16 protein-coding genes and 2 pseudogenes are annotated in these 24,038 nt (G+C 58.7%); 16 read left to right on the top strand and 2 right to left on the bottom strand.

All coding sequences use genetic code 11. The features are described 5' to 3' along the window. Positions 1-122 precede the first annotated feature (122 nt). From putA to BJF91_RS18240, 16 genes and pseudogenes are all read left to right on the top strand, one after another. Entirely contained in the window at positions 123-3,830 is a 3,708-nt protein-coding gene (putA, locus tag BJF91_RS18310; protein WP_075615959.1) for a trifunctional transcriptional regulator/proline dehydrogenase/L-glutamate gamma-semialdehyde dehydrogenase, read from the top strand. Between the two features lie 192 nt (positions 3,831-4,022). Beyond that, positions 4,023-5,246, top strand: a complete 1,224-nt coding sequence (locus BJF91_RS18305; RefSeq protein ID WP_139310762.1) for a TIGR03862 family flavoprotein — start codon at positions 4,023-4,025, stop codon at positions 5,244-5,246. A gap of 428 nt (positions 5,247-5,674) precedes the next feature. Beyond that, complete coding sequence (locus BJF91_RS18300; protein ID WP_075616096.1) at positions 5,675-6,823, top strand: HD domain-containing phosphohydrolase; 1,149 nt, start codon at positions 5,675-5,677, stop codon at positions 6,821-6,823. Positions 6,824-6,825: 2 nt separating this feature from the next. Next, positions 6,826-7,146: an STAS domain-containing protein gene (locus tag BJF91_RS18295; protein ID WP_075615957.1), complete on the top strand. Its 321-nt coding sequence runs from the start codon at positions 6,826-6,828 to the stop codon at positions 7,144-7,146. 4 nt (positions 7,147-7,150) lie between these two features. Beyond that, a complete protein-coding gene (locus tag BJF91_RS18290; protein WP_075615956.1) occupies positions 7,151-7,519 on the top strand; it encodes a response regulator in 369 nt (122 codons plus the stop codon). Then, complete coding sequence (locus tag BJF91_RS18285; protein ID WP_075615955.1) at positions 7,516-9,582, top strand: chemotaxis protein CheA; 2,067 nt, start codon at positions 7,516-7,518, stop codon at positions 9,580-9,582. The genes BJF91_RS18290 and BJF91_RS18285 overlap by 4 nt, the downstream gene beginning before the upstream one ends. Next, positions 9,579-10,106, top strand: a complete 528-nt coding sequence (locus tag BJF91_RS18280; RefSeq protein ID WP_075615954.1) for a chemotaxis protein CheW — start codon at positions 9,579-9,581, stop codon at positions 10,104-10,106. The genes BJF91_RS18285 and BJF91_RS18280 overlap by 4 nt, the downstream gene beginning before the upstream one ends. 7 nt (positions 10,107-10,113) lie before the next feature. Beyond that, positions 10,114-11,445 (top strand): annotated as a pseudogene (locus BJF91_RS25645) (methyl-accepting chemotaxis protein); the annotation flags it as partial. A gap of 23 nt (positions 11,446-11,468) precedes the next feature. Next, a pseudogene (locus BJF91_RS25640) lies at positions 11,469-11,945 on the top strand (methyl-accepting chemotaxis protein); the annotation flags it as partial. 201 nt (positions 11,946-12,146) lie between these two features. Then, positions 12,147-14,081, top strand: a complete 1,935-nt coding sequence (locus BJF91_RS18270) for a HAMP domain-containing methyl-accepting chemotaxis protein (protein ID WP_075615953.1) — start codon at positions 12,147-12,149, stop codon at positions 14,079-14,081. 277 nt (positions 14,082-14,358) lie between these two features. Further along, the gene (locus tag BJF91_RS18265; protein ID WP_075615952.1) at positions 14,359-16,392 is read left to right on the top strand and encodes a HAMP domain-containing methyl-accepting chemotaxis protein; all 2,034 of its coding nucleotides are present in this window, start codon (positions 14,359-14,361) and stop codon (positions 16,390-16,392) included. A 152-nt stretch (positions 16,393-16,544) separates the two neighbouring features. Continuing rightward, positions 16,545-18,353, top strand: coding sequence for a methyl-accepting chemotaxis protein (locus tag BJF91_RS18260; protein WP_075615951.1), 1,809 nt, complete (start codon positions 16,545-16,547; stop codon positions 18,351-18,353). 1 nt (position 18,354) lies between these two features. Further along, positions 18,355-18,840 carry a chemotaxis protein CheW gene (locus BJF91_RS18255; RefSeq protein ID WP_075615950.1) on the top strand — a complete coding sequence of 162 codons (486 nt, stop codon included), beginning with the start codon at positions 18,355-18,357 and terminating at the stop codon, positions 18,838-18,840. Between the two features lie 172 nt (positions 18,841-19,012). Further along, a complete protein-coding gene (locus BJF91_RS18250; protein WP_075615949.1) occupies positions 19,013-19,855 on the top strand; it encodes a CheR family methyltransferase in 843 nt (280 codons plus the stop codon). A gap of 6 nt (positions 19,856-19,861) precedes the next feature. After that, positions 19,862-20,953: a protein-glutamate methylesterase/protein-glutamine glutaminase gene (locus BJF91_RS18245; protein ID WP_075615948.1), complete on the top strand. Its 1,092-nt coding sequence runs from the start codon at positions 19,862-19,864 to the stop codon at positions 20,951-20,953. Positions 20,954-21,231: 278 nt separating this feature from the next. Next, entirely contained in the window at positions 21,232-21,978 is a 747-nt protein-coding gene (locus tag BJF91_RS18240) for a ParA family protein (RefSeq protein WP_075615947.1), read from the top strand. Positions 21,979-22,079: 101 nt separating this feature from the next. On the opposite strand, the gene BJF91_RS18235 is transcribed toward BJF91_RS18240, so the two are convergent. Both BJF91_RS18235 and BJF91_RS18230 read right to left on the bottom strand, forming a co-directional pair. Beyond that, the gene (locus tag BJF91_RS18235) at positions 22,080-22,598 is read right to left on the bottom strand and encodes an RNA pyrophosphohydrolase (RefSeq protein ID WP_075615946.1); all 519 of its coding nucleotides are present in this window, start codon (positions 22,596-22,598) and stop codon (positions 22,080-22,082) included. A 43-nt stretch (positions 22,599-22,641) separates the two neighbouring features. Next, on the bottom strand, positions 22,642-23,829 hold the full coding sequence (locus BJF91_RS18230; RefSeq protein WP_075615945.1) for a divergent polysaccharide deacetylase family protein: 1,188 nt from the start codon (positions 23,827-23,829) through the stop codon (positions 22,642-22,644). Between the last annotated feature and the right edge of the window lie 209 nt (positions 23,830-24,038).

Raw genomic sequence — 24,038 nt, 5'->3', positions numbered from 1 at the left:
TTCCCAAAGTCTTGTTATTTTTTGGAGAAATTACCTAGAAGTGGCGCAAATTCAAGTTCTCTTACTGAATTGCAGACGTGGTATGATGATGGCATGTGATCCTTCCAGCCAGGATATGTGTGATGAACCAGAGCGTTTCCGTCGCAGCGCAGGCCGTTTCCTCTTCGCAAGAGCCGATTTTTTCAAATTTCGCTCCAGTAGTCCGGCAGCAAAGCCCGCTCCGGCAGGCTATCACCGCTGCTTATCGGCGTCCCGAACCGGAATGCCTAGCGCCGCTCTTGAACGCGGCAACCCTGCCGTCAGAGATGGCCTATTCAGTGGCGACCACGGCCCGCAAGCTGGTGGAAGCGCTGCGCGCAAAGCACCGAGGCAGCGGCGTCGAAGGTCTGGTGCATGAATATTCGCTGTCCAGTCAGGAGGGCGTGGCGCTGATGTGCCTCGCCGAGGCATTGCTGCGCATTCCCGACGATGCCACGCGCGACGCCTTGATCCGCGACAAGATCGCTGAAGGTGACTGGAAGGCACATCTCGGCACCGACCGGTCGCTGTTCGTCAATGCCGCTACCTGGGGTCTTGTCGTGACCGGCAAGCTGACCGCGACGGTCAACGACCGCAGCCTGTCGGCAGCGCTGACTCGGCTGATCGCTCGGTGCGGCGAGCCGGTCATCCGCCGTGGCGTCGACATGGCCATGCGGATGATGGGCGAGCAATTCGTGACCGGCGAGACCATCGGGGAGGCGCTGAAACGGTCGGTTCCGCTGGAAGCCAAAGGCTTTCGCTATTCCTATGACATGCTGGGCGAGGCCGCGACCACCGGTGCTGATGCCAAGCGCTATTTTGCCGACTATGAGCAGGCTATCCATGCCATCGGCAAGGCGTCTGCCGGGCGCGGCATTTACGATGGTCCGGGCATCTCCATCAAGCTGTCGGCGCTGCATCCGCGCTATAGTCGCGCTAAGGCCGAGCGGGTCATGGCGGAACTGCTGCCGCGGGTAAAGGCTCTGGCGCAGCTTGCCAAAGGCTATGATATCGGCCTCAATATCGATGCCGAGGAAGCCGACCGGCTGGAGTTGTCGCTGGATCTGCTTGAAGATCTCTGCCTTGATCCCGATCTCGCTGGCTGGGACGGCATGGGCTTCGTGGTGCAGGCCTATGGCAAGCGCTGCCCCTTCGTGCTGGATTTCATCATCGATCTCGCCCGCCGCGCTCAGCGCCGCATCATGGTGCGGCTGGTCAAGGGTGCCTATTGGGATGCGGAGATCAAGCGCGCCCAGGTGGACGGACTGGAGGATTTCCCCGTCTACACACGCAAGGTCCACACCGATGTGTCCTACATCGCCTGCGCCCGGAAGCTGCTGGATGCCCGCGATGTAATTTTCCCGCAATTTGCCACCCACAATGCCCAGACGCTGGCAGCGATCTATCATCTGGCTGGGCCTGATTTTTCGACCGGCTCCTATGAATTCCAATGCCTGCACGGCATGGGCGAGCCGCTCTATGACGAAGTGGTGGGTAAGGCGAAGCTCGACCGACCGTGCCGGATCTACGCTCCTGTCGGCACGCATGAGACGCTGCTTGCGTATCTCGTGCGTCGGCTGCTCGAAAACGGCGCCAATTCTTCCTTCGTCAACCGGATCGCCGATCCCTCGGTTTCCGTGGAATCCTTGATTGCCGATCCGGTCGAAGCTGTCAGGGCGATGACGGTGCCAGGTGCAAAGCACGACCGTATTGCTCTACCGACCGACTTGTTCGGTGCGCGCAACAATTCCGCCGGTCTTGATCTCTCCAACGAAGCGGTCCTGCAGACGCTCGGCGACACTTTGCGCCAGACGAGCCAGACGCCTTGGATGGCATCGCCCTGCCTGATCGCTGCGGCAGGCGAGTGGCCTTCTCGTCCGGTTCTCAATCCTGGTGATCATCGGGATGTCGTCGGCCATGTCAGGGAGGCAAGCGAGGCGGAGGCACGCCAGGCGGTTGCCGATGCCGCCGATCATGCCGAGGCCTGGGCGGCGACACCCCCGTCCGAGCGCGCCCGCATTCTCGAGCAGGCCGCCGATCTGATGCAAGCCCGGTTACCGGTGCTGCTCGGTCTGATCATGCGGGAGGCGGGAAAATCGGCCGCCAATGCGATTGCCGAAGTGCGCGAAGCCATCGACTTCCTGCGCTACTATGGCGAACAGGCGCGACGGACACTTGGGCCGGTACATGCGCCGCTTGGGCCGGTCGTCTGCATCAGCCCCTGGAATTTTCCGCTGGCGATTTTTGCCGGCCAGGTGGCGGCGGCTCTGGTGACCGGCAATCCGGTTCTGGCCAAGCCCGCCGAGGAAACGCCGCTAATCGCCGCCGAAGCCGTTCGCCTTCTGTTTGAAGCCGGGGTACCGACAACGGCGCTGCAGCTTCTGCCGGGCGATGGGCGGGTCGGTGCTGCGCTGGTTGCCGCACCCGAGGTCGCCGGCGTGATGTTCACCGGCTCCACTGAAGTCGCCAAACTGATTCAGGCGCAACTGGCAAGCCGGCTTGGACCGAGTGGCAAGCCGATCCCGCTGATTGCCGAGACCGGCGGCCAAAACGCGATGATTGTCGATTCCTCGGCGCTGGCCGAACAGGTGGTGGCTGATGTCATCGCTTCCGCCTTCGACAGTGCCGGTCAGCGCTGTTCTGCGCTTCGGGTACTGTGCCTTCAAGAAGAGGTGGCAGACCGTACGCTTGCCATGCTGAAGGGCGCTCTGCATGAGTTGACGCTTGGTCGCACCGACCGCCTGTCGGCCGATATCGGCCCTGTGATCACGGACGAGGCCAAAGGCGTGATCGAGGCCCATATCGAGGCGATGCGGGCGCGTGGTCTTGCCGTCGAGCAGATCGGCGGGGGCGACGATATCAGTCTCGGCACCTATGTCGCGCCAACGATCATTGAGATCAATGCGCTGTCGGATCTCGGCCGGGAGGTCTTCGGTCCGGTCTTGCATGTGTTGCGGTATCGTCGCCGCGATCTCGACCGGTTGATCGACCAGATCAATGCCTCCGGCTACGGCCTGACCTTTGGTCTGCACACCCGGCTGGATGAGACCATCGCTCATGTTACTGCTCGGATTAAGGCTGGTAACCTCTACATCAACCGCAACGTCATCGGGGCTGTCGTCGGCGTGCAGCCGTTTGGCGGACGGGGCCTTTCCGGCACCGGACCGAAGGCGGGCGGGCCGCTTTATCTGGGCCGTCTGGTACAGACGCCGCCGGTGCCTCCCCGCCATAGTTCGGTTCATGTCGACAACGGACTGCTGGATTTCATTCGCCTGCTAGAGGCGCGCGGCGAAGACGGTGCCGCAGAAGCGGCGCGCCATCTTGGCAGCCTGTCGGCCGTGGGACTCGTTCAGGAACTCGCGGGCCCGGTCGGCGAGCGCAATCTCTATGCCCTGCATGGCCGTGGCTCTATCCTCCTGATGCCGCGCAGCACCGCCGGTCTCTATCGCCAGGTGGCAAGCGCGCTTGCGACAGGCAATAGCGTCGTTATCGCGGAGAGCGAAGGGCTTGCTGCGACGCTTTCAGACCTTCCTGAGAGCCTGCGGACTCGTATCCGGTTTGTGCCCCGTTCCAATTTCTCTGCTGCCGGTCCCTTCGCCGGCGCGCTGCTGGAGGGGGAAGGGGAGAGCATCGTCGCCGATATGAAGGCCATCGCAGCGCTACCCGGCCCGCTGGTTCTCGTTCAGGCGGCATCGAGCCAGAAGATGGCCGATGACGATGCCTATTGCCTGGATTGGTTGGTCGAGGAAGTGTCGATCTCGACCAATACTGCGGCGGCCGGCGGCAATGCCAGCCTGATGGCGATCGGCTAAAGCAGTGCCAGCGAAAGCGCGAAGCGGTTTTGCGTCGGAAATGCTTTAGAACAAAAATCAGAGCATTCAGACGTTTCCATGAAATGCCTGAATGCTCTGACTCCATCGGTCAAAGCCGTAATATCTTGCTTTTCCTGCTAGGTTTGCCCACAAGGCTGGCAGTGAAAGCGGGCGGGCGGCAGAGGGATCCTGGTGGCGGGAAAAACCGTGGCAATCATTGGCGGTGGGCCGGCGGGTTTGATGGCGGCGGACGTGCTGTCACACGCCGGCTATGCGGTGACGGTTTATGAAGCCATGCCGACGCTGGCCAGGAAATTCTTGCTTGCCGGTAAATCCGGGCTGAACATCACTCATTCGGAAGATTACCAGGCATTTTCCGGCCGGTTTGGAGAAGCCGGACAACGCCTGCAGCCTGCACTGGACGATTTCGGGCCGCAGGACGTTCGGGCTTGGGCGGCCGATCTCGGTACGGAAACTTTTGTCGGCTCCTCCGGCCGGGTATTTCCGACCGTAATGAAGGCATCACCGCTGTTGCGCGCCTGGATCAAGAGCTTGCAAGACAGAGGCGTCACGGTGCTTACCCGTCATCGCTGGACGGGCTTTGCCGAAGACGGTTACCGTTTTGCCACGCCACAGGGCGACATCACCGTCTCTCCAGATGCCGCGTTGCTGGCGCTTGGCGGTGCAAGCTGGCCGAGGCTCGGGTCCGATGCCGCGTGGGTGCCGTGGCTGCGGCAAGCGGGTATTGCCGTTGCCGATTTTCGTCCGGCCAATTGCGGGTTCGATGTGGCCTGGAGCCAAATGTTCCAGGACCGGTTTGCCGGTTCACCGATAAAATCCGTCATCGCTTTGTCGGCGGCCAGGCGCACGCAGGGTGAATTCGTCATTTCCCGGCATGGTATCGAAGGCAGCTTGATCTATGCCCATGCCGCCGCACTGCGTGATGATTTGGAGCAACGGGGCTGGGCAAACCTGCTGCTTGATCTTGCACCCGGCAAGACACAGGACAAGCTTGCCGCCGCCCTTGCCCGCCAACCGGCAAAGGCCAGCTTCTCAACCCGGATGCGCAAGGGTGCCGGGCTCGATGGTGTGAAACTCGCTCTATTGCGGGAACTGGTTCCTGACATCGCCAGCCGCGATGCTGATGCTCTTGCGGCGTCTATCAAGGCACTCGCTGTGCCATTGCTGCGACCTCGGCCGATTGCCGAGGCAATTTCATCGGCCGGCGGTATTGCCTGGCGCGTCGTCGATGGGTCCTACATGCTGATAGAGCGCCCTGGACTGTTCGTGGCTGGCGAGATGCTTGATTGGGAAGCGCCCACCGGCGGTTATTTGTTGACCGCTTGCCTGGCGACGGGCCGTGCAGCAGCCAAAGGGGTGATTCGCTGGATAGAGTGTCATTCCCGTTTCGATTGAAGGTGCCTCAGTAATTCCCTCATAAGCACATGCACTGATTCGACGCGATATTAGGATGCTCCTTTTCATTTTTTTAAGGACATATATTTGTTATTTTTCAAGTCCAGCCTAATTTTCCTAATCATAACATATACTTAAATAACCCCTTAAACCTATGGCATATTAGAATTAGCAATTAAAAGTAGTGCTGCACTAAAAACGTTAGCTCTATCTTAACTTACTGTCGTAAGAATTCACACCAGAAACCCGGAGCTTTTGATGGCTATGCCACAACCTCCCGGACTTCCATCCCCGCATGATGCGGAACGATTCCAAAAATTCGCAACATGAATAAATAGCGCTTGAAATGGCTCTTCACACGGCATGACACCATGCGCGTGCGCTCCCGCCTGCTTCAAGCCCTGATTGATGGTAGAGTGGAGTCGATCTTGCACGCCGTTCTCATAGACGACAGCCGATCAATACTGCTGGCATTGCGTCTGGAACTTCGCGAATTGCCGGGTCTGGAGGTGGAAACCTTTACGGATCCCGAGAAGGCTATTCGTGCCTGTGCCGCGCGCCAGTTCGATCTGGTTCTGGTCGATTACAACATGCCAAAGCTGACCGGCATCGACGTAATCACCGCTCTGCGTGCGATGTCGAATTACGAAATGGTGCCGATCGTAATGGTCACGTCGGAAACCGAAGCGGCTGTCTGCCTCAATGCGTTGAACGCCGGCGCCACGGACTTTTTGCGCAAGAGCGCGGACCCGGTTGAACTGAGGGCGAGAGTACGCAATCTCTTGAGCCTGAGGCGGGCGCAGGTGGAACTGGCTCATAAGGCCGATGGCCTTGCCGCTGCCGTTACCGCCAAGTCGGCCGAACTCGCTGCCAGCGAAGAGGAACTGATCTGGCGTCTTGCCCGCGCCATCGAATATCGCGACGGGGCGACGGGTGATCATGTGTCCAGGGTTGCGAAGATCGCAAGACTGCTGGCCTGCGACCTCGGGCTTGATGAAGAGCGGCAACGGAAAATCTATCTTGCAGCGCCGTTGCACGATGTCGGCAAGATCGGGATACCCGATGGTGTCCTGTCGAAGCCGGGACGCCTGACGGAGAGCGAGCGTGAAGTCATGCGCCATCACGTCGATATCGGCGTGAAAATTCTGGAGAATGGCACTTCTGACCTTTTGCAGGTGGCCGAGCGGATTGCTGGCGGACACCACGAGAAATGGGACGGCAGCGGCTATCCGAAAGGACTTGTGGGCGAGCAGATCCCTCTGGAGGCGCGCATCGTGGCGCTGGCTGATGTGTTCGATGCCTTGTGCTCGCCGCGCGCTTATAAGCCGGCTTGGACGCTTGCACAGGCACTTGAGCACATACGACAGGAAAAAGGGCGGCACTTCGACCCGCTCTGTGTCGAGGCCTTCGAACGGCAATGGCCGCAGATCGTATCGATCATGACCGGTGGCGACACCAATGCGCGACTATGTCTCGACCAGGTACCCGCGCTTGACCCCGCCATGCCCGATTCAAGTGTCATCCGCCCGAAACTCTCCAAACGTCAACCCATATCTGCGCTAGCTGGACGAGAATAAATATGACAACGCAACCATTTTCGCATGAGACTATAGCGCTGCCGTCGGCGCTGACCATCCGGACGGTGCAGGCCACCAGGGATGAGATCCTTGCTGGTCTATCAGGGGCAAAATCCCTGGTGCTCGATATTCCCGACGATGCGGATGCCGATTTGAGTTTCGTCCAGTTGATTGAGGCGGCACGTCTGTCGGCGCAATCCAGTGGCAAGGATCTCAAGCTTCGTACCGCCGCGGCTGGCGGCGTGCTGTCAACACTCGAGCGCGGCGGCTTTTTGACCGAGATGGATCCGTCTGCCCGCTCCTTCTGGTTACATGAAAGGTAATGCCATGAGTGCCCATATTCTCACCGTCGACGATTCCGCCAGCATCCGGATGACGACCAAAATCGCCCTGACCAATGCCGGCTATAAGGTCACGGAAGCTGTCGATGGCCTCGATGGTCTCAACAAGGCCAAGGCAGCGCAGTTCGACCTGATCGTGACCGATTTGAACATGCCGAATATGAACGGTCTGGCGATGATCGAAGCCTTGCGCCGGTCGCCCGCCCATACAGGCATTCCGATCATCTTCCTGACGACGGAATCCGATGCCGACATGAAGAACAGGGCCAAGGCCGCCGGTGCAACCGGCTGGATCACCAAGCCCTTTGATTCCGAGCAACTGGTAAAGATCGCACGAAAGGTTCTTGGCAAATGACCAATCTGGATCCCATTCAGGTTTTCAGGACTGAAGCGGCAGAGCTGTTCGAGCAGATCGAAAGCGGCCTGCTCGATTTGTTGCATGATCTGTCCAATCAGGATCAGATCGATTCCGTTTTCCGCGGTCTTCATACCTTGAAGGGATCCGGAGCCATGTTCGGCTTCGAGGCGCTTGCTGCTTTCACCCACCACTGCGAAACCGCCTTCGACCGCGTCCGCAAAGGTGAAGTGCCCGCCACCGCCGAGCTGGTTGCTGCGGTTCTGGATGCCCAGGATCATATGAAGGCGCTGGTTGCAACGCCGAACGGCGATCACGATGCCGCGGGTGAACGTCTGCTGGCCAAGCTTCAGGCTGCGGTCAGCGGTCATGGCGGCGATCTCGCTGGTGGTCACGAGACTGCCAAAGCCCCTGCCAACGTAGCGGATAAAGTTGAGTTACCTTCGGGCCCTGTAACCCGGACCTGGCGCATGAAATTCCGCCTGCCGGCCAACTCCATGGCCAATGGTACCAATCCTCTCGGTCTGCTCGACGAATTACGCGAACTCGGCGACTGCAAGATCAAGACCGATCTCGCAGGTATTCCAAGCCTTGAAGAAATTGTTCCGGCCGATCTTTACCTGGGCTGGAGCGTCGAACTCGTCACCGATAAGCCAAAGTCCGACATCGAGGACGTCTTCATCTTCGTGATGGACGACATGGATCTCGAACTGACCGAGGACGCTGCCGCCGCTGTTGCTGCTCCTACTCCTACTCCTACTTCAACTTTTGCCCCAGCTCCTGTTGTCGTTGCTGAAACGGAAAGTAAGCCGGCTCAACCTCAAGCGCCTGCTTCCCCCGCCGTTGTGCCCGCTGCTGCCGGTTCCAACGATGCCAAGCATGGTCGGGCTGCCGAAAATGTCCGGGTTCCCGCCGAACGTCTCGACGAGTTGATGGACCGGGTCGGCGAACTTGTCATTGCCCAGTCCCGTCTGTCGCAGCTTGCCAACACCAGCGCCGACATCATGCTGCGCTCTGTGTCGGAGGATGTGGAACGGCTGTCGGGCGAATTGCGCGACACGATGATGGTGCTGCGCATGGTGCCGGTTGGCAGCCTGTTCACCCGCTTCCGTCGCCTGGTGCATGACCTTGCCCGGGAGACCGGTAAGGTGATCGAGCTGGAGACCGAAGGCGAAACCACCGAAGTCGACAAAACCGTTATCGAACGACTGGCCGATCCGCTGGTGCATCTGGTGCGCAACTCCATCGACCATGGCCTGGAGCCACCGGAAGAACGGGTGGCGGCCGGCAAGAGCAAGGCCGGCAAGGTCGTGCTCGCGGCCCATCAGTCCGGCGGCGAAGTCATCATCACCATCAAGGATGATGGCCGCGGCATCAACCGTGACCGGGTACGGGCCAAGGCGGAATCGTCCGGCCTGATTCAGCCAGGCCAGCAGTTGATGGATCAGGAATTGCTGCAGCTGATTTTCCAGCCCGGTTTTTCGACGGCACAGACCATCACCAATCTGTCTGGTCGCGGCGTCGGGATGGACGTGGTCAAGAAGACCGTCGAAGCCCTGCGCGGCGTGATCGACATCCGCAGCGAAAACGGCAAGGGGTCAGAAATTTCGCTGCGCATTCCGCTGACGCTCGCCATTATCGATGGTCTGCTGGTGCGGGTTGGCACCGGTTGCTACGTCATTCCGCTGTCGGCGGTCGAGGAATGCCTGGAACTGTCCATCGAAGACGATTTGCGCTCGCGCGGTCGCAGCTTCATATCGCTGCGCGACAGCCTGGTGCCGTTCTTAAGGCTTCGGGATCTTTTCCGTACCGGCACGCAACCCGATCCGTTCCAGAAGGTCGTGGTGATCTCGACAGGCGACGAGCGGGTCGGCCTAGTCGTCGACCAGATCATTGGCGACCATCAAACTGTGATCAAATCCATGTCCAAGCTCCACCACGATGTCGCGACCTTCTCGGGCGCAACCATTCTGGGTGACGGCAGTGTGGCACTGATCCTGGACGTAACGCATCTGGTCAATGCCGGACAACAGCAGGAGGCGCAATTGCGTGCAGCAGGATGAGCATCATTCCCGGTAAAGACGATTTCAATCACTTCTGGGCAAACCGCGACGAAGTCGCCGTTCTGACCTTCAACCTGAACGGCGAGACCTTTGCAATCGAGGCCATAACCGTACAGGAGATCATCGATCTCCTGCCGGAAACCAAGGTGCCAGGGGCTAAACCTTTCGTCTCCAGCGTGATCAATTTCCGCGGCAAGGTCATTCCGCTTGCCGATATCAGGCTGGCATTCGGTATGGAGGCCACGGAGCCGACGATCGATAGCCGGATCATCGTCATCGAACTCGATGTCGAAGGCGAAGCTACCTTGACAGGCATTCGCACCGACAGGGTGTTCGAAGTCACAACCCTGGCGCGCTCCGCCAGTGAGCCGCCCCCAAGCGTCGGAATGCGGTGGCGTTCTGATTATATCGAATGCCTCGTCAAGCGTGATGGAGAATTCATTATTCTCCCCAATCTCCAGGCAATTTTCTCAAGCACGACCGACCGGATGACGCCCCCCGCGGTTGGCCTAACCAACAACTGAGGCTGCTATGCGATTTACGATCAAACTTAAACTGGGGTTGGCCTTCGGCATCGTCGTGACTTTGCTGATTTGTAGCTCGGTTCTTGGCGTTCAGAGCCTGAGCACGATGAACGATGCGATGAGCAATGCCCTACAAGGACCAGTTGACCGCTTGCGGCTGGCGCAGGAACTGCAGGTGCAGCAGCTTCAGCAGGTGCGTCAGCAGAAAAATGTACAGCTTGCCCAATCCCAAGAAGAAATGAAGGCTGGAATCGCCAAGGCTAACGCGGCCCGGACCGAATTCGACGCCGCATTTGCTGCGGTCGTCGCAAAGGCTACGGAACAAGGCAAGGTGCTTTGGAACAAGCTTGCCGTCCTTGAAGAAGATTTCCGTCGGAGCGATGATCAGGTCAAGGCTTTTGTGCTTGCTGGCGACACGACCAGCGCCCTCAAGATCTCGACTGGTGTAAACCGTGCGGCCGTAAACGATATCGACGAACTTCTTTCCCAGATCGTGACCATGGAGCAGACGCGCTTGCACAGCGCTGACGAGGCCGCCGACGACGAATATTCAGAGACCCGTCTGCTGCTCGTTTCGCTCTCGGCAGTGGCTTCCATCCTGGCTGTCATCGCTGCAATTTGGATTGTCGTGAGTGTCACCGGTGGCATCAACCGCGCAGTCATTGCCGTGCGAAAGGTTTCCGATGGTGATCTCACCGAATTCGCCGAAATCCGCTCGCGCGACGAAATCGGCACTCTGCTTGAGTATGTCAACACAATGATCGAGCGTCTGCGCGGTGTCGTTGCCGATGCGCTGACCGCCTCCGATAACGTCTCGTCCGGCAGCCAGGAACTGTCCTCCAGTTCCGAACAACTTTCGCAGGGTGCGACGGAACAGGCATCGTCTGCTGAAGAGGCCTCCGCTTCGATGGAAGAGATGGCTGCCAATATCAAGCAGAACGCCGATAATGCTGCCCAGACCGAGAAGATTGCTCGCCAGTCGTCCAAGGATGCGGAAACTTCTGGCGAAGCGGTCAACCGTGCCGTTGGCGCCATGCGCACCATCGCCGAGAAGATCTCTATCGTTCAGGAAATCGCCCGCCAGACCGACCTTCTCGCGCTGAATGCGGCTGTTGAGGCGGCCCGTGCCGGCGAGCATGGCAAAGGCTTTGCCGTGGTTGCTTCTGAAGTGCGCAAACTGGCCGAACGCAGCCAGGCAGCGGCCGCCGAAATCAGCACGCTGTCTGGCCAGACGGTGCAGGTGGCAACCGAAGCCGGCGACATGCTCAATCGCCTCGTCCCCGACATCCGCAAGACCGCAGAACTGGTCTCGGAAATCTCGGCGGCCTGCCGCGAGCAGGATATCGGCGCANGTCTGGCCAGACGGTGCAGGTGGCAACCGAAGCCGGCGACATGCTCAATCGCCTCGTCCCCGACATCCGCAAGACCGCAGAACTGGTCTCGGAAATCTCGGCGGCCTGCCGCGAGCAGGATATCGGCGCAAGCCAGATCAACGAAGCGATCCAGCAGCTCGACAAGGTGACGCAGCAGAATGCCGGCGCATCCGAAGAGATGTCGGCGACGTCGGAAGAACTGGCGGCTCAGGCTGAGGAACTGCAGGCTTCGATTGCTTTCTTCAAGGTTGACAGCGCTCAACGCAAGTCGGCAGCTCGGGCTGCCGCCGCACCGGCGTCACGGCCTCAGCGGGAACCTGCCCGAAAGGCTGCTGGTCAGGCCAGCTCGCCTCGCCGTGGCGGCCAGCCTGTTCTTGTGCAGCAGGCGCGCGCCAAGGGGTTTGCTTTGGATCTCTCCATGGGCGGACCTGATGACGAAGACATGGAGTTTCGTCACATCGCCTAAGATCTAACCTGAACGGCGCGAACAAATACTGCGCTGTTCAGACTGAACTGTCAGTTCGATCAGATCTTCAAAGGTCTTTTGCCGGCGCATGTCTTCAAGCCACGACGAGGCATGTCTTCGAATGGCTGACCTGCGCCACAACTCTTGGATACATAATTCAAACTATACCCGCTCTCATTCCGAATGACTGGAGTATTACTCATGCGGTTTACAATCAAACTAAAACTGGCGCTGGCGTTCGGATTGATCATCTTGTTGTCCGGTGCCATGGCTGCACTGTCGATCGACAAGCTTTCATCCTTGAACGACGCGATAACTGTTATTGTGAAAGGGCCTGCCGAAAATCTGCGTGATGCCGGCGCTCTTTCGAATGCCGTTCTGGCCGCCCTGCGCTATGAAAAAAATGCCATCATCGCCACTGATCCGGTCAAGATCGCTGGCCAAATCGACAATGTCAAAAAGCAGCAGGAAAAGATCGACAAGGCCCTCCTCCAGCTGGGGGATACGACCGATAAAAAACTGCTGGCTCCGCTGGCCGAGTTTCAAAAAACTCTGATCAGCTGGCGTCAGACCCAGGGAGAAGTTCTGCGTCTTGCTGCAGAAAATACGCCTGAAAGCAACCAGAAGGCTGGCGTCATGTCTATGGCGGAGGGGGCCAAGGCTGCTGATGCTATGCTGGCGCGTGTCGATGACGTCAACGCTGCTATTTCAACTCAGCTTGAAGAGACAGATCAGGCCACGAATGCAGAATATGCCTTGTCTCGCACGATCTTGCTGTCGGGCATTGTGGCACTTCTCCTCATCTCGATCGCGGTGGCCTTTGCTATAGCGCTCGGCATAAACCGTGGGCTTGCCAAAATTGCGTCCGTTGCTGATGCCGTAGCGATTGGCGATCTCGACAAGAAGGTCGAGGTGAAGACCAATGATGAAATCAAAGACCTGGTCACCACGATCAATGTGATGACTGAAAACCTGAGGGCAACGGCAACGCTCGCCAGCCGGATTGCCGAAGGCGACCTGTCGCAAGATATCAAGCCATTGTCAGACAAGGACTCTCTTGGCATCGCCATGCGGACGATGACGCTTAATCTGCGCGAGACCGCTTCTATTGCTGACCAGATTGCCAATGGCGACCTGACGGTTTCGCCAAAGCCCCGCTCGAATGTCGATACGCTTGGCCAGGCCCTGCAGCTGATGGTGGAGCGCTTGCGTGGCGTTGTGTCTGACGCACTGTCTGCTTCGGACAACGTGTCGTCGGGTAGCCAGCAGCTGTCGTCTGCTTCAGAGCAGGTCAGCCAGGGTGCGACGGAACAGGCATCGTCTGCCGAAGAGGCTTCGGCCTCGATGGAAGAGATGGCTGCCAATATCAAGCAGAACGCCGATAATGCCGCTCAGACTGAGAAGATCGCTCGCCAGTCGTCCAAGGATGCGGAAGCGTCAGGCGAAGCGGTCAACCGTGCCGTGGGCGCGATGCGCACCATTGCCGAGAAGATCTCGATCGTCCAGGAAATCGCCCGTCAGACCGACCTTCTTGCCTTGAACGCGGCTGTCGAAGCGGCCCGTGCCGGCGAGCATGGTAAGGGCTTTGCAGTTGTTGCCTCTGAAGTGCGCAAGCTTGCCGAACGCAGCCAGGCGGCTGCCGCTGAAATCAGCACGCTGTCTGGTCAGACGGTGCAGGTGGCAACCGAAGCCGGCGAGATGCTGAACCGTCTGGTTCCTGACATCCGCAAGACCGCAGAATTGGTCTCGGAAATCTCCGCTGCCTGCCGCGAGCAGGATATCGGCGCAAGTCAGATCAACGAAGCGATCCAGCAGCTCGACAAGGTGACGCAGCAGAATGCCGGCGCATCCGAAGAGATGTCGGCGACGTCGGAAGAACTGGCGGCTCAGGCAGAGGAACTGCAGGCCTCGATTGCTTTCTTCAAGATCGAAAACGGCAGCGGCCGCAAATTGGCTCCGCAAGCTCCCGCCCGCGCCACGCCGGCCAAATCCAAGGTCACAGCATCCGCCAAACCCCGCCAACCCGCTCCGTCTCTAACGGTTTCCGCCCAGCAGGCAAGGGCCAAGGGATTTGCCCTCGACCTGTCCATGGGTGGTCCCGATGATGAGGATCTGGAGTTCCGCCAGCCGGCATAACGCAATTCTGGGTCGGTGAGGCGCAGTGCCGCTTCACCGACCGCTTACCCTCTAGATGTTGCGACCTGACAGGTCGGATACCGACAAAATCTGACGTCATGCAACATGTGCAGATGCAATAAAAAACGCCGGGTAACCTTAGAATTTAATAAAATTCGAAGTTGTTAAATTGCCTGGTAACCCTTTGACGATAGCCTTTCTATTAGTTGCGGAGCTCTGATGTAGCTCTGAGTGGAAACTGGAATTCCCCTTGGGGGAGGAGAATGTGAGAACGACAATGCGGTTCACGATCAAACTAAAATTGGCCTTATCCTTCGGTCTTATGATCGTCATGCTGATCGCCATGGCCCTCTACGGAATTTCCAGCCTTTCGACGATCAATCAATCCACTTCCGACATTATCGACGGTCCGGTCAAGCGGCTTGAATATGGTCTCTCGGCATCCGGAAAGATGTCTGAAGCTATCCGCGCTCAGAAAAACGCGCTCCTTGCAAAAGATGCAGCTGAGGCGGACAAATATTTCAAGGCTGCTGATGCCAATACCAAAGATCTGCTTGATCTTGCAGAAAGTGGCCTCGAAATTGCTAGCCCGCAGGGCAAGCCTTATTGGGAACAGGTGATCACCACCACCAAGGCATTCCAGGATAATTCTGCGAAACTGCCTGGGACTGTGGCCAGCGGCAAGATCGAGGATGCCGTCGCGCTTTCGAATGGTGAACTGCGCACGCTGGCTGCCAAGACCGGCGAAGCGATCAACAAGCTGATCGATATCCAGAAGCAGGCCATGGCGAAGGCCGACAATGATAGCGATGTCCTCTATCAGAACACCAAGCTGGCACTGATGGCCGTGGCCGCAGGTGCAACGGTGATCGCAATCATCGCCGCGCTATGGATCGCCATTGGTATTGGCAGTGGCCTGCGCAAGATTTCTGCTGTGGTCAACGGCGTTGCTACCGGCGATCTCGACCAGAAAATCGAGATCAAGAGCAATGACGAGATCAAGGATCTTGTCGATACGATCAATGTGATGACTGGCAACCTGCGCGAGACTGCGGCGGTTGCCGACCGGATCGCGGCTGGCGATCTCGCAATCGACGTCAAACCGCTCTCGGACAAGGATGTGTTGGGTTTATCGATGCGCAGCATGGTCACCAACCTGCGCATCACCGCTGGGGTTGCGGAATTGATCGCCTCGGGCGATCTGTCCGGCGACGTTAAGCCGCTGTCCGACCGCGATACGCTTGGCATCGCTATGCAGCGCATGACTTACAATCTGCGCAATACTGCTGGCGTTGCCGACCTGATTTCAAATGGCGATCTGACGGTCTCGCCAAAGTCGCTTTCGGATAAGGATACTTTGGGCCTTGCCCTGCAGTCGATGGTGGCGCGCTTGCGTGGTGTTGTGGCCGACGCACTGTCGGCTTCGGACAACGTCTCGTCGGGCAGCCAGCAGCTGTCGTCTGCTTCAGAGCAGGTCAGCCAGGGTGCGACCGAGCAGGCATCGTCTGCCGAAGAGGCTTCGGCTTCGATGGAAGAGATGGCTGCCAATATCAAGCAGAACGCCGATAATGCTGCCCAGACTGAGAAGATTGCTCGCCAGTCGTCCAAGGATGCCGAAGCATCTGGCGAAGCCGTCAACCGTGCCGTTGGCGCCATGCGCACCATCGCCGAGAAGATCTCGATCGTTCAGGAAATCGCCCGTCAGACCGACCTTCTCGCGCTGAATGCAGCTGTTGAAGCCGCCCGTGCCGGTGAGCATGGCAAGGGCTTTGCAGTTGTTGCCTCTGAAGTGCGCAAGCTTGCCGAACGCAGCCAGGCGGCTGCCGCTGAAATCAGCACGCTGTCTGGTCAGACGGTGCAGGTGGCAACCGAAGCCGGTGAGATGCTGAGCCGTCTGGTGCCTGACATCAGAAAGACGGCTGAGTTGATTTCCGAAATCTCGGCTGCCTGCCGTGAGCAGGATATCGGTGCCAGCCAGATCAACGAAGCGATCCAGCAGCTCGACAAGGTGACGCAGCAGAATGCCGGCGCATCCGAAGAGATGTCGGCGACGTCGGAAGAACTGGCGACTCAGGCCGAGGAACTGCAGGCATCGATCTCCTTCTTCAAGGTGGATGCGATGTTATCATCTAAAAAAGAATTGCGGCATAAAGTAACCGCAAGTCGGAAACCCGAGCAACCTGGTCCTGTACGCACCCCGGCGAAGCCTCAAACTGTCAAAGCGCAGAAAGCGCGTGTTGAAGGCTTCGCTCTCGATCTCTCCGTCGGCGGACCCGACGATGAGGATGACGATTTCAGGCAGATTGCCTAGTGCATTTTGAAGATCCCGACTGTGGCGTCGGGACCGTTCACGCAGGCCGATGGATGGGCTGCGCTCTACCGATCAATCGGTCGCTCAAGGTTGAATGAAATCAGCCTTGACGCGGAAAATTGGGGCGGAAATCTTTCTAAAAGGGCACAGCGATGCGTTTCACCATCAAGCTTAAGCTAGCACTATCTTTCGGTTTTCTCGTGGTCCTGATCGCCGTACTCGGGATTTTCAGTCTTTCCCAGATCGGCAACGTCAATGGCAAGGCGAACGAGATTGCAACGAACTGGATGCCGAGTGTCGATACCTCTAATCGTTTGAATACGATGACGTCGGACTTTCGGATTGCCGAATTGCAGCACGTCATCTCACAAGATGATGCTGGCATGAAACGCTGGCTCGGCGAACAGAACCAATTAGCCGATTCCATTGCCAAGCTTCAGTCGAAATACGAAACGCTGATTGGCTCTCCCGAGGAGCGCGCGCTGTTTGAAAACTTCCAGCAACTCTGGAAGGAATATATGAAATTCCACGAAAAGGCCGTGGATTTTTCCTCGCACAATGAAACAGACAAAGCCATGGCCATCTACAATGGCGAAGGCAAGAAGGTTTACGACGATGCATCCAATGCCCTGTTGAAGCTTGTTGAATACAACAGCGCAGGTGGTAATAAAGCTGCTGCGGAAGGTGTCGCAATCTACGATTCAGCCAAATTGCTTGTCATTTCAGGCATTGGTTTCTGCGCAGTCGTTGCTATCGCAATCGCCATCTGGATTTCGATGTCGATCGTTCGCGGTCTGAAACGCGGGATTGAACTTTCTGATGCTGTCGCTATCGGCGATCTCAACTATGAGATCAATCATCCGTCCAATGATGAGATCAAGGATCTGATCAATAGCATGCAGCGCATGACATCCAATCTGCGTAACACCGCGCAGATTGCCGACCAGATCGCCAACGGTGATTTGACCGTAACTCCAGCACCCTTGTCGGACAAGGATACTCTTGGTCAGTCTCTCCAGATGATGGTCGAGCGTCTGCGTGGGGTCGTGGGTGACGCGATAGCAGCTGGTCAAAATGTGTCCTCCGGTAGCCAGCAGCTGTCGTCCGCCTCAGAACAGGTCAGCCAGGGTGCAACGGAACAGGCATCGTCTGCCGAAGAGGCGTCTGCCTCGATGGAAGAGATGGCTGCTAACATCAAGCAGAATGCTGATAATGCCGCTCAGACCGAGAAGATTGCTCGCCAGTCGTCCAAGGATGCGGAAGCATCTGGCGAAGCGGTCAACCGTGCCGTTGGCGCCATGCGCACCATCGCCGAGAAGATCTCGATCGTTCAGGAAATCGCCCGTCAGACTGACCTTCTTGCCTTGAACGCGGCTGTTGAAGCGGCCCGTGCCGGTGAGCATGGCAAAGGCTTTGCAGTTGTTGCTTCTGAAGTGCGCAAGCTTGCCGAACGCAGCCAGGCGGCCGCGGCTGAAATCAGCACCCTGTCCGGCGAGACGGTGCAGGTTGCCACACAAGCGGGTGAAATGCTCAATAAGCTGGTGCCTGACATTAGAAAGACGGCGGAGCTTATTTCGGAAATCTCGGCCGCCTGCCGCGAGCAGGATATCGGCGCAAGTCAGATCAACGAAGCCATCCAGCAGCTCGACAAGGTGACGCAGCAGAATGCCGGTGCATCGGAGCAGATGTCGGCGACATCGGAAGAGCTGGCCGCCCAAGCCGAGGAACTGCAGGCCTCCATCGCCTTCTTCAAGGTCGAAAACGGCAATGGCCGCCGATTGACGCCGCCGGCCGGCCGAAACGCTGCGGCCAAGGCTAAGGCCGCGCCATCCGCCAAACCCCGCCAACCCGCTTCGTCTCAAACGGTTTCCGCCCAGCAGGCAAGGGCCAAGGGCTTTGCCCTCGACCTGTCCATGGGTGGTCCCGATGATGAGGATCGTCTCTTCCAGGAAAGCGCGTAACATGACAGGACTTCCGACAGAATCGCAATTCGTGACGTTCAGCCTGGGTGAAGAAGTCTTTGCCGTGCCCGTCGCTGTGGTCCGGGAAATTCTCGACCACGAAGAGCCTTTCAAGATCCCGCATGGACCGGATTACTTGCTGGGTCTGCGTGATGTTCGTGGCCAGGGCGTGCCGGTGATCGATCTTCGCCTGCGCCTTGGCATGACGCGCACGGTCAAGACACCGCATACGCGTATCCTGGTTATGGATGTGCCGTTGAACGACCGCAGTCTTGCGGTCGGCGTGGTCGCGGACAAGGTGTTTGAAGTCATCCCGTTCCGCCATGCTGATATCGAGCAGGCACCCGACATCGGTATCCGCTGGCGCTCTGACTATATCCATGGCGTCGTGCGCCGCGAGATCGGCTTCGTGGTCATCATCGATTTGGCACGGCTGTTTTCGGGTGACGAGACGGCACTGGTCATCCCGACCTCTGCCGTCGCCTGATCAAGGTCCGCATGTTGCGGCTGGATGGGCAATTCCGTTAGCGCGGCGTCTCTCTCCTGGGACGCGGCGAGCGGACCGCCCATGCCGGACAGGCACGGCGGAAAGCAGCCGGCGTCGTAGCTAAAAGACTTTCAAAAACTGAAACCATTGGGAGGCAGCCAGCGTGAATGCCATGGCAGAAGCAGCGTTCGCCGATAACAGGATCAGCCCGAAGAATTTCCGGCGGCTGTCGAACTTCATTTTTGAGTATAGCGGCATCAAGATGCCGGAAACGAAGATGACCATGCTGGAAGGGCGTCTGCGCCGACGCCTTCGCGCCACCGGCTATGCGGATTTCGACAGCTATTGTCACTATATCTTCGAGGACGGCGGTATGGAGACGGAGGCGGTCCATCTCATCGATGCCGTCACGACCAACAAGACCGACTTTTTTCGTGAGCCTAACCATTTCGATTATCTCACTCAAAAGGCTCTGCCCGAGCTTGAGGCCTCCGGGGTAAAGCGGATTCGTATCTGGAGTTCCGCCTGCTCTGTTGGCGCTGAGCCATATACGCTGGCCATGGTTCTCGCTGACTATATGGAGAACCGCAGCGGCCTCGACTATCAGATCCTGGCGACCGATCTTTCGACAGAGGTGCTGCAAAAGGCGCGCCGCGGCGTTTATCCTGCGGATATGCTCGATCCTGTGCCGCGAGCCTTCGTGGCACGCTACGTGATGCAGGCGCGCGACAAGCAACGCAGCGAGATGCGCATCTCGCCCAAGCTGCGCGCCCATGTCGGCTTTGGCCGTCTCAACCTGATGGACGATAGCTATCAGGTGGGCGAGCCCATGGACATTATTTTTTGCCGTAACGTTATGATTTATTTCGATAAGCAGACCCAGTTCAGTGTCTTGAAACGGCTATGCGCCTGTCTGAAGAAGGGCGGCTATCTCTTCATTGGTCATTCCGAGTCGATTACCGGATTGGATCTGCCGCTCAAGCAATTGGCCAATACTGTTTTCAGGAAGGTGTAGCATTCGATGCCGAAGAAAATTCGCGTGCTCATCGTCGATGATTCCGCAAGTGTCCGACAGATCCTGACCAATGTCCTGCAATCGGACCCGGCAATCGAGGTAATCGGCTCGGCCGCCGATCCCTTCGCCGCCGCCCGGCGTATTGCCGAGGAGATCCCGGATGTCATCACGCTGGACGTCGAAATGCCGCGCATGGACGGTATCACCTTCCTGCGCAAGCTGATGTCGCAGCGGCCCATTCCTGTCGTGATGTGTTCGTCGCTCACGGAAGCCGGCAGCGAGACCCTGATGCAGGCCATGGAAGCCGGCGCGGTCGATATTATCCTGAAGCCGAAGATTGCTGCCGCCGATCACCTGGCCGAACAGGCCGAGCGGATCTGCCAGGTGGTGAAAAGCGCTGCGCAGGCCCGGCTTGGGTCCCGCAAGATCACAGCCGACCGGTCCGCCTCGTCCCTTGAGCCGGCGAAGAAGCTGACCGCCGACGCCATGCTGCCGCCGCCGAGTGGCCGCGCCATGGCCAAAACCACGGAAATGGTGGTCTGCGTGGGAGCCTCGACCGGCGGCACCGAGGCACTCAGGGAGTTTCTCGAGCATATGCCGGCAAACTCTCCCGGTATTGTCATTGTCCAGCATATGCCGGAAAAATTCACCGCAGCCTTTGCGAAGCGGCTTAACGGTCTGTGCGAGATGGAAATCAAGGAAGCGGAAGACGGAGATCCCGTGCTGCGCGGTCATGTGCTGATCGCACCCGGCGACCGCCACATGATGCTGGAGCGCCAAGGCGCTCGTTACTATGTGTCGGTCAAAGCAGGCCCGCTGGTGTCGCGCCATCGCCCGTCCGTCGACGTGCTGTTTCGCTCGGCAGCGCGCGCGGCTGGCGCCAATGCCATGGGCGTGATTATGACTGGCATGGGCGACGATGGCGCGCGCGGCATGAACGAAATGCACCAGGCCGGCGCCTTCAACATCGCCCAGGACGAGGCGACCTCCATCGTCTTCGGCATGCCCAAGGAAGCGATCGCCCATGGCGGGGTTGACCGGGTCGTACCGCTGCACCAGATCGCTCCGGAAATTCTGGCGGAGGACCGGCGACGGTAGTGCCCGAACGTTTTACTTTAATGCGTTTCCCAGACTGCCACGCACAATGTGCTCTAGCACCCCAAATCTGCTGCATATTCCCTCAAATCGAGCCCGATTTAGGGGGAATTATGCAGCAGGCGCACCAGCGCAGCTGAGCCTTGTGTTTGTTGCGCTAAAATAACCTTGAGTTAACCATGTTGCGCCAGAATGAGTCTGCCCGATGCCTATGGGTTGCCCGATATATTTGGGTCTTGAGGAGCGATGCGAGGCTCCGTGACGGCTGACCGAGGTAGTCCATGCCCATCATCACCTTCGCCAATACCAAAGGCGGCGCCGGCAAGACCACTGCGGTGCTGTTGCTTGCCACCGAGCTGGTGCGTCGCGGCTACCGCGTCTCGGTGATCGATACCGATCCGCAGCGCTGGATTTCACGTTGGTTCGAAGGCGCGCAGGCTCAGGCAGATGGTCCGGCAGCTAATTTGAAGGTTGCCACCTATATTTCCGTCAGCGCCTTGGCGCGCACCATCGAGGCCTATCGCGGCAATTCCGATTATATCATCGTCGACCTGCCCGGCGCGCAATCACCGCTGCTGGCAACCGCGCTTGGCTTGTCCGATCACGTGATGATCCCGATCCAGGGCAGCGCCATGGATGCCCAGGGCGGGGCCCAGGTTATCGAACTGCTGCAATATCTCGACGCCAAGGGCAATATTCGCATTCCCCACTCTGTCGTGTTGTCGCGCGTCAACTCGCTGGTGACCACCCGTGCCCTGCGTGCGGTGAAGATCCTGCTGGCCGAGCGTTCGGTGCGGGTGCTGGCAACGCCGATCATCGAGCGTGCGGCCTATCGCGACATGTTTGAACATCGCGTCAGCCTGCATCATCTCGATCCGGAACGGGTCAGCAATCTCGACAAGGCAATCGTCAATGCCGAGCGCTATTGCGATGAGGTTGAGACACTCGTGCCAGCAGTACGCATGCCGGTTGCCGATAACAGAAGCACCGGCTTTGCCGAACTGCCCATGTTGCGGGCCGCCTACTGATCAGAGACTGTCAGGTTCAGATTGAACCAGACAGACTCTCGATTCTTTTGTTTTCGTTTGTCTTTTCGTGAAAACTGGGTCCCACTTTTCCCTGACAAACTTTAGTCCGCCAGGTGCTGAAAGGCGTCGACGACCTTTTCATAAACACCGCGCTTGAACGGCACGATCAAGTCGGGAAGGTCGGCCATCGGCTTCCAATCCCATTCGTCGAATTCCGCATGCTGGCTGGTCGGCGGTGGGTTGATCTGGATCTCGCTCTCGTCGCCTTCGAAGCGGAAGGCGAACCAGCGCTGGGTTTGACCACGGAACTTGCCGCGCAGGCCAATGCCGATCAGTTCCGGCGGCAAATCGTAATTGATCCAGTCCGGCGCCTCGGCCAAAAGCGTCACGCTCTTCATGCCGGTTTCTTCGTAGAGTTCTCGGTAGGCGGCGGCCAGTGGGTCCTCGCCGGGATCAATGCCGCCCTGCGGCATCTGCCAAAGCTGCGGCGAGCCGTCATATTCAGAATTGACGAGCGGGATGCGCCGTCCGGCCCAGACCAGGCCTTGCGCATTCAGCACCATGATGCCGACGCAGGGGCGGTACGGCAGGTCCTCGGCTTTGACGGTCGTCTGGGTCATGGCATCCTCGTTTTGGGGGCACTTTGGGCAGCACCCGTAGAAATCACTGCTGTGCTTCCATGGCAAGGGCAGAAATGCCGACGATTTCGATGCCGCGTGCCTTGGCGCCTTCCGCCCATTTGGCAATAGTCTCGACGCTTTCATCGAAGGCAGAGGCCACGCCTATTGCCTGGCCATTGCGCCGGGCGATCCGCTCCAATTCGTCCAGCCGTTTCAGGATCGCTTTTTCCTGCACCTGATCGTCGAGCTGCAGGTCGGCGACGGAGAAGGGCATGTTCATGGCCTTGGCATAGGTCGGCGCCAACGATTGGGCCGATGAGCCGTCGTCGAGAAACAGCAGGCCGCGCGCGGCGATATCGCGCATAGCAGGTTCCAATGCATCCGCATTGGTCAGGAAGCGGCCGCCCATGTAATTCATCAGGCCGGTATAATTGGTGGTGCTGGCCATGGCACGGTGCAGGTCGCGCAACGTCTCGGTCGACGGCTTCCCCACTTGCAATGTGCCACGCCCGGGATCGTTTGCCGGATAACCAACCGGCTCCATCGGCACCTGCAGCAGAATTTCGTGACCGCTGCGTCGTGCCTCTTGCATCCAGCGCGACAGGCTATTGCCGCTGGCGGCAAAGCCTAATGTGACTTCTTCCGGCAGGCGCTTGATCGCCTTTTGTGTGCCAGTCTGACTGAGGCCAAGTCCGCTGACGACGATGGCGATCCGTGTGCCATGGGCGCCCGACCAGGGTCGGGCATATTGCTCGATTGGCCGTAAGCCATCACGTCCGAGCTTAGGAATTCGTCCTTCGGGCGTGTCCTCGAGCAGCTCTGGATTGGGCTGGGCGGCCATGCGCGGATCCTGGCCGACATGCGGCGCTGAAACAAGCGCAGGTCCGGAGCCCTCGCGGCTTCCCGGGGAATATTTGGTAACGACCGAGCCATCCGGCAGGGTGGAGGGCTCTACAGTCGCGCCTGAGGTCGGTGCGCTGGCTTCCATGCCGCGTGACTGGCCTGGGGCCTTGGGCGGGGTATCACTCGCGGGGAGGGCGGCGGTAACGGGTTGAGCGGTCGCAATCGCTGACGGGCTGCGCAGGGGTAACGGCGTCAGCGCCGTATAAAAGGACAGGGCGATGATGGCGCATGTGGCTGTTGCCGTGAGAAGGGTCTTTTGCGACGGGCTCCGACGTTTGCGCGGTTTCTTTCGGTTCTGGCCCAGAGCGGCGTGAAGATCGGCGCACATAATTATGCCTTTCAGCGCATAAGACACAACCAGTCGGCCAAGCGAATCACGCGGCCCATGCCCGGACCATGCCTCGGCCAGAGAGATGGTTCAAGAGCGCGCCGGGCTCTGAATGAACCATCGCCTTTGCACGAATGAGAGAGCTTCTGGTCCCGCAACAAAAAATGCCGGCCCCCATGGGACCGGCATCCACGACATCTAGATGTCGT

This window comes from Gillisella taibaishanensis, from assembly GCF_001938985.1.
GTDB classification, from domain to species: domain Bacteria; phylum Pseudomonadota; class Alphaproteobacteria; order Rhizobiales; family Rhizobiaceae; genus Allorhizobium; species Allorhizobium taibaishanense.
The sequence above is the reverse complement of the archived record's forward strand: the minus strand, read 5'-3'. Positions and strand labels throughout refer to the sequence as shown.

Excerpts from the sequence above, each read along its gene's own strand:
- putA (WP_075615959.1), top strand. The coding sequence starts at position 123 with ATGAACCAGAGCGTTTCCGTCGCAGCGCAGGCCGTTTCCTCTTCGCAA.
- BJF91_RS18295 (WP_075615957.1), top strand. The coding sequence starts at position 6,826 with ATGACAACGCAACCATTTTCGCATGAGACTATAGCGCTGCCGTCGGCG.
- BJF91_RS18290 (WP_075615956.1), top strand. The coding sequence starts at position 7,151 with ATGAGTGCCCATATTCTCACCGTCGACGATTCCGCCAGCATCCGGATG.
- BJF91_RS18285 (WP_075615955.1), top strand. The coding sequence starts at position 7,516 with ATGACCAATCTGGATCCCATTCAGGTTTTCAGGACTGAAGCGGCAGAG.
- BJF91_RS18280 (WP_075615954.1), top strand. The coding sequence starts at position 9,579 with ATGAGCATCATTCCCGGTAAAGACGATTTCAATCACTTCTGGGCAAAC.
- BJF91_RS18270 (WP_075615953.1), top strand. The coding sequence starts at position 12,147 with ATGCGGTTTACAATCAAACTAAAACTGGCGCTGGCGTTCGGATTGATC.
- BJF91_RS18265 (WP_075615952.1), top strand. The coding sequence starts at position 14,359 with ATGCGGTTCACGATCAAACTAAAATTGGCCTTATCCTTCGGTCTTATG.
- BJF91_RS18260 (WP_075615951.1), top strand. The coding sequence starts at position 16,545 with ATGCGTTTCACCATCAAGCTTAAGCTAGCACTATCTTTCGGTTTTCTC.
- BJF91_RS18255 (WP_075615950.1), top strand. The coding sequence starts at position 18,355 with ATGACAGGACTTCCGACAGAATCGCAATTCGTGACGTTCAGCCTGGGT.
- BJF91_RS18250 (WP_075615949.1), top strand. The coding sequence starts at position 19,013 with ATGGCAGAAGCAGCGTTCGCCGATAACAGGATCAGCCCGAAGAATTTC.
- BJF91_RS18245 (WP_075615948.1), top strand. The coding sequence starts at position 19,862 with ATGCCGAAGAAAATTCGCGTGCTCATCGTCGATGATTCCGCAAGTGTC.
- BJF91_RS18240 (WP_075615947.1), top strand. The coding sequence starts at position 21,232 with ATGCCCATCATCACCTTCGCCAATACCAAAGGCGGCGCCGGCAAGACC.
- BJF91_RS18235 (WP_075615946.1), bottom strand. The coding sequence starts at position 22,598 with ATGACCCAGACGACCGTCAAAGCCGAGGACCTGCCGTACCGCCCCTGC.
- BJF91_RS18230 (WP_075615945.1), bottom strand. The coding sequence starts at position 23,829 with ATGTGCGCCGATCTTCACGCCGCTCTGGGCCAGAACCGAAAGAAACCG.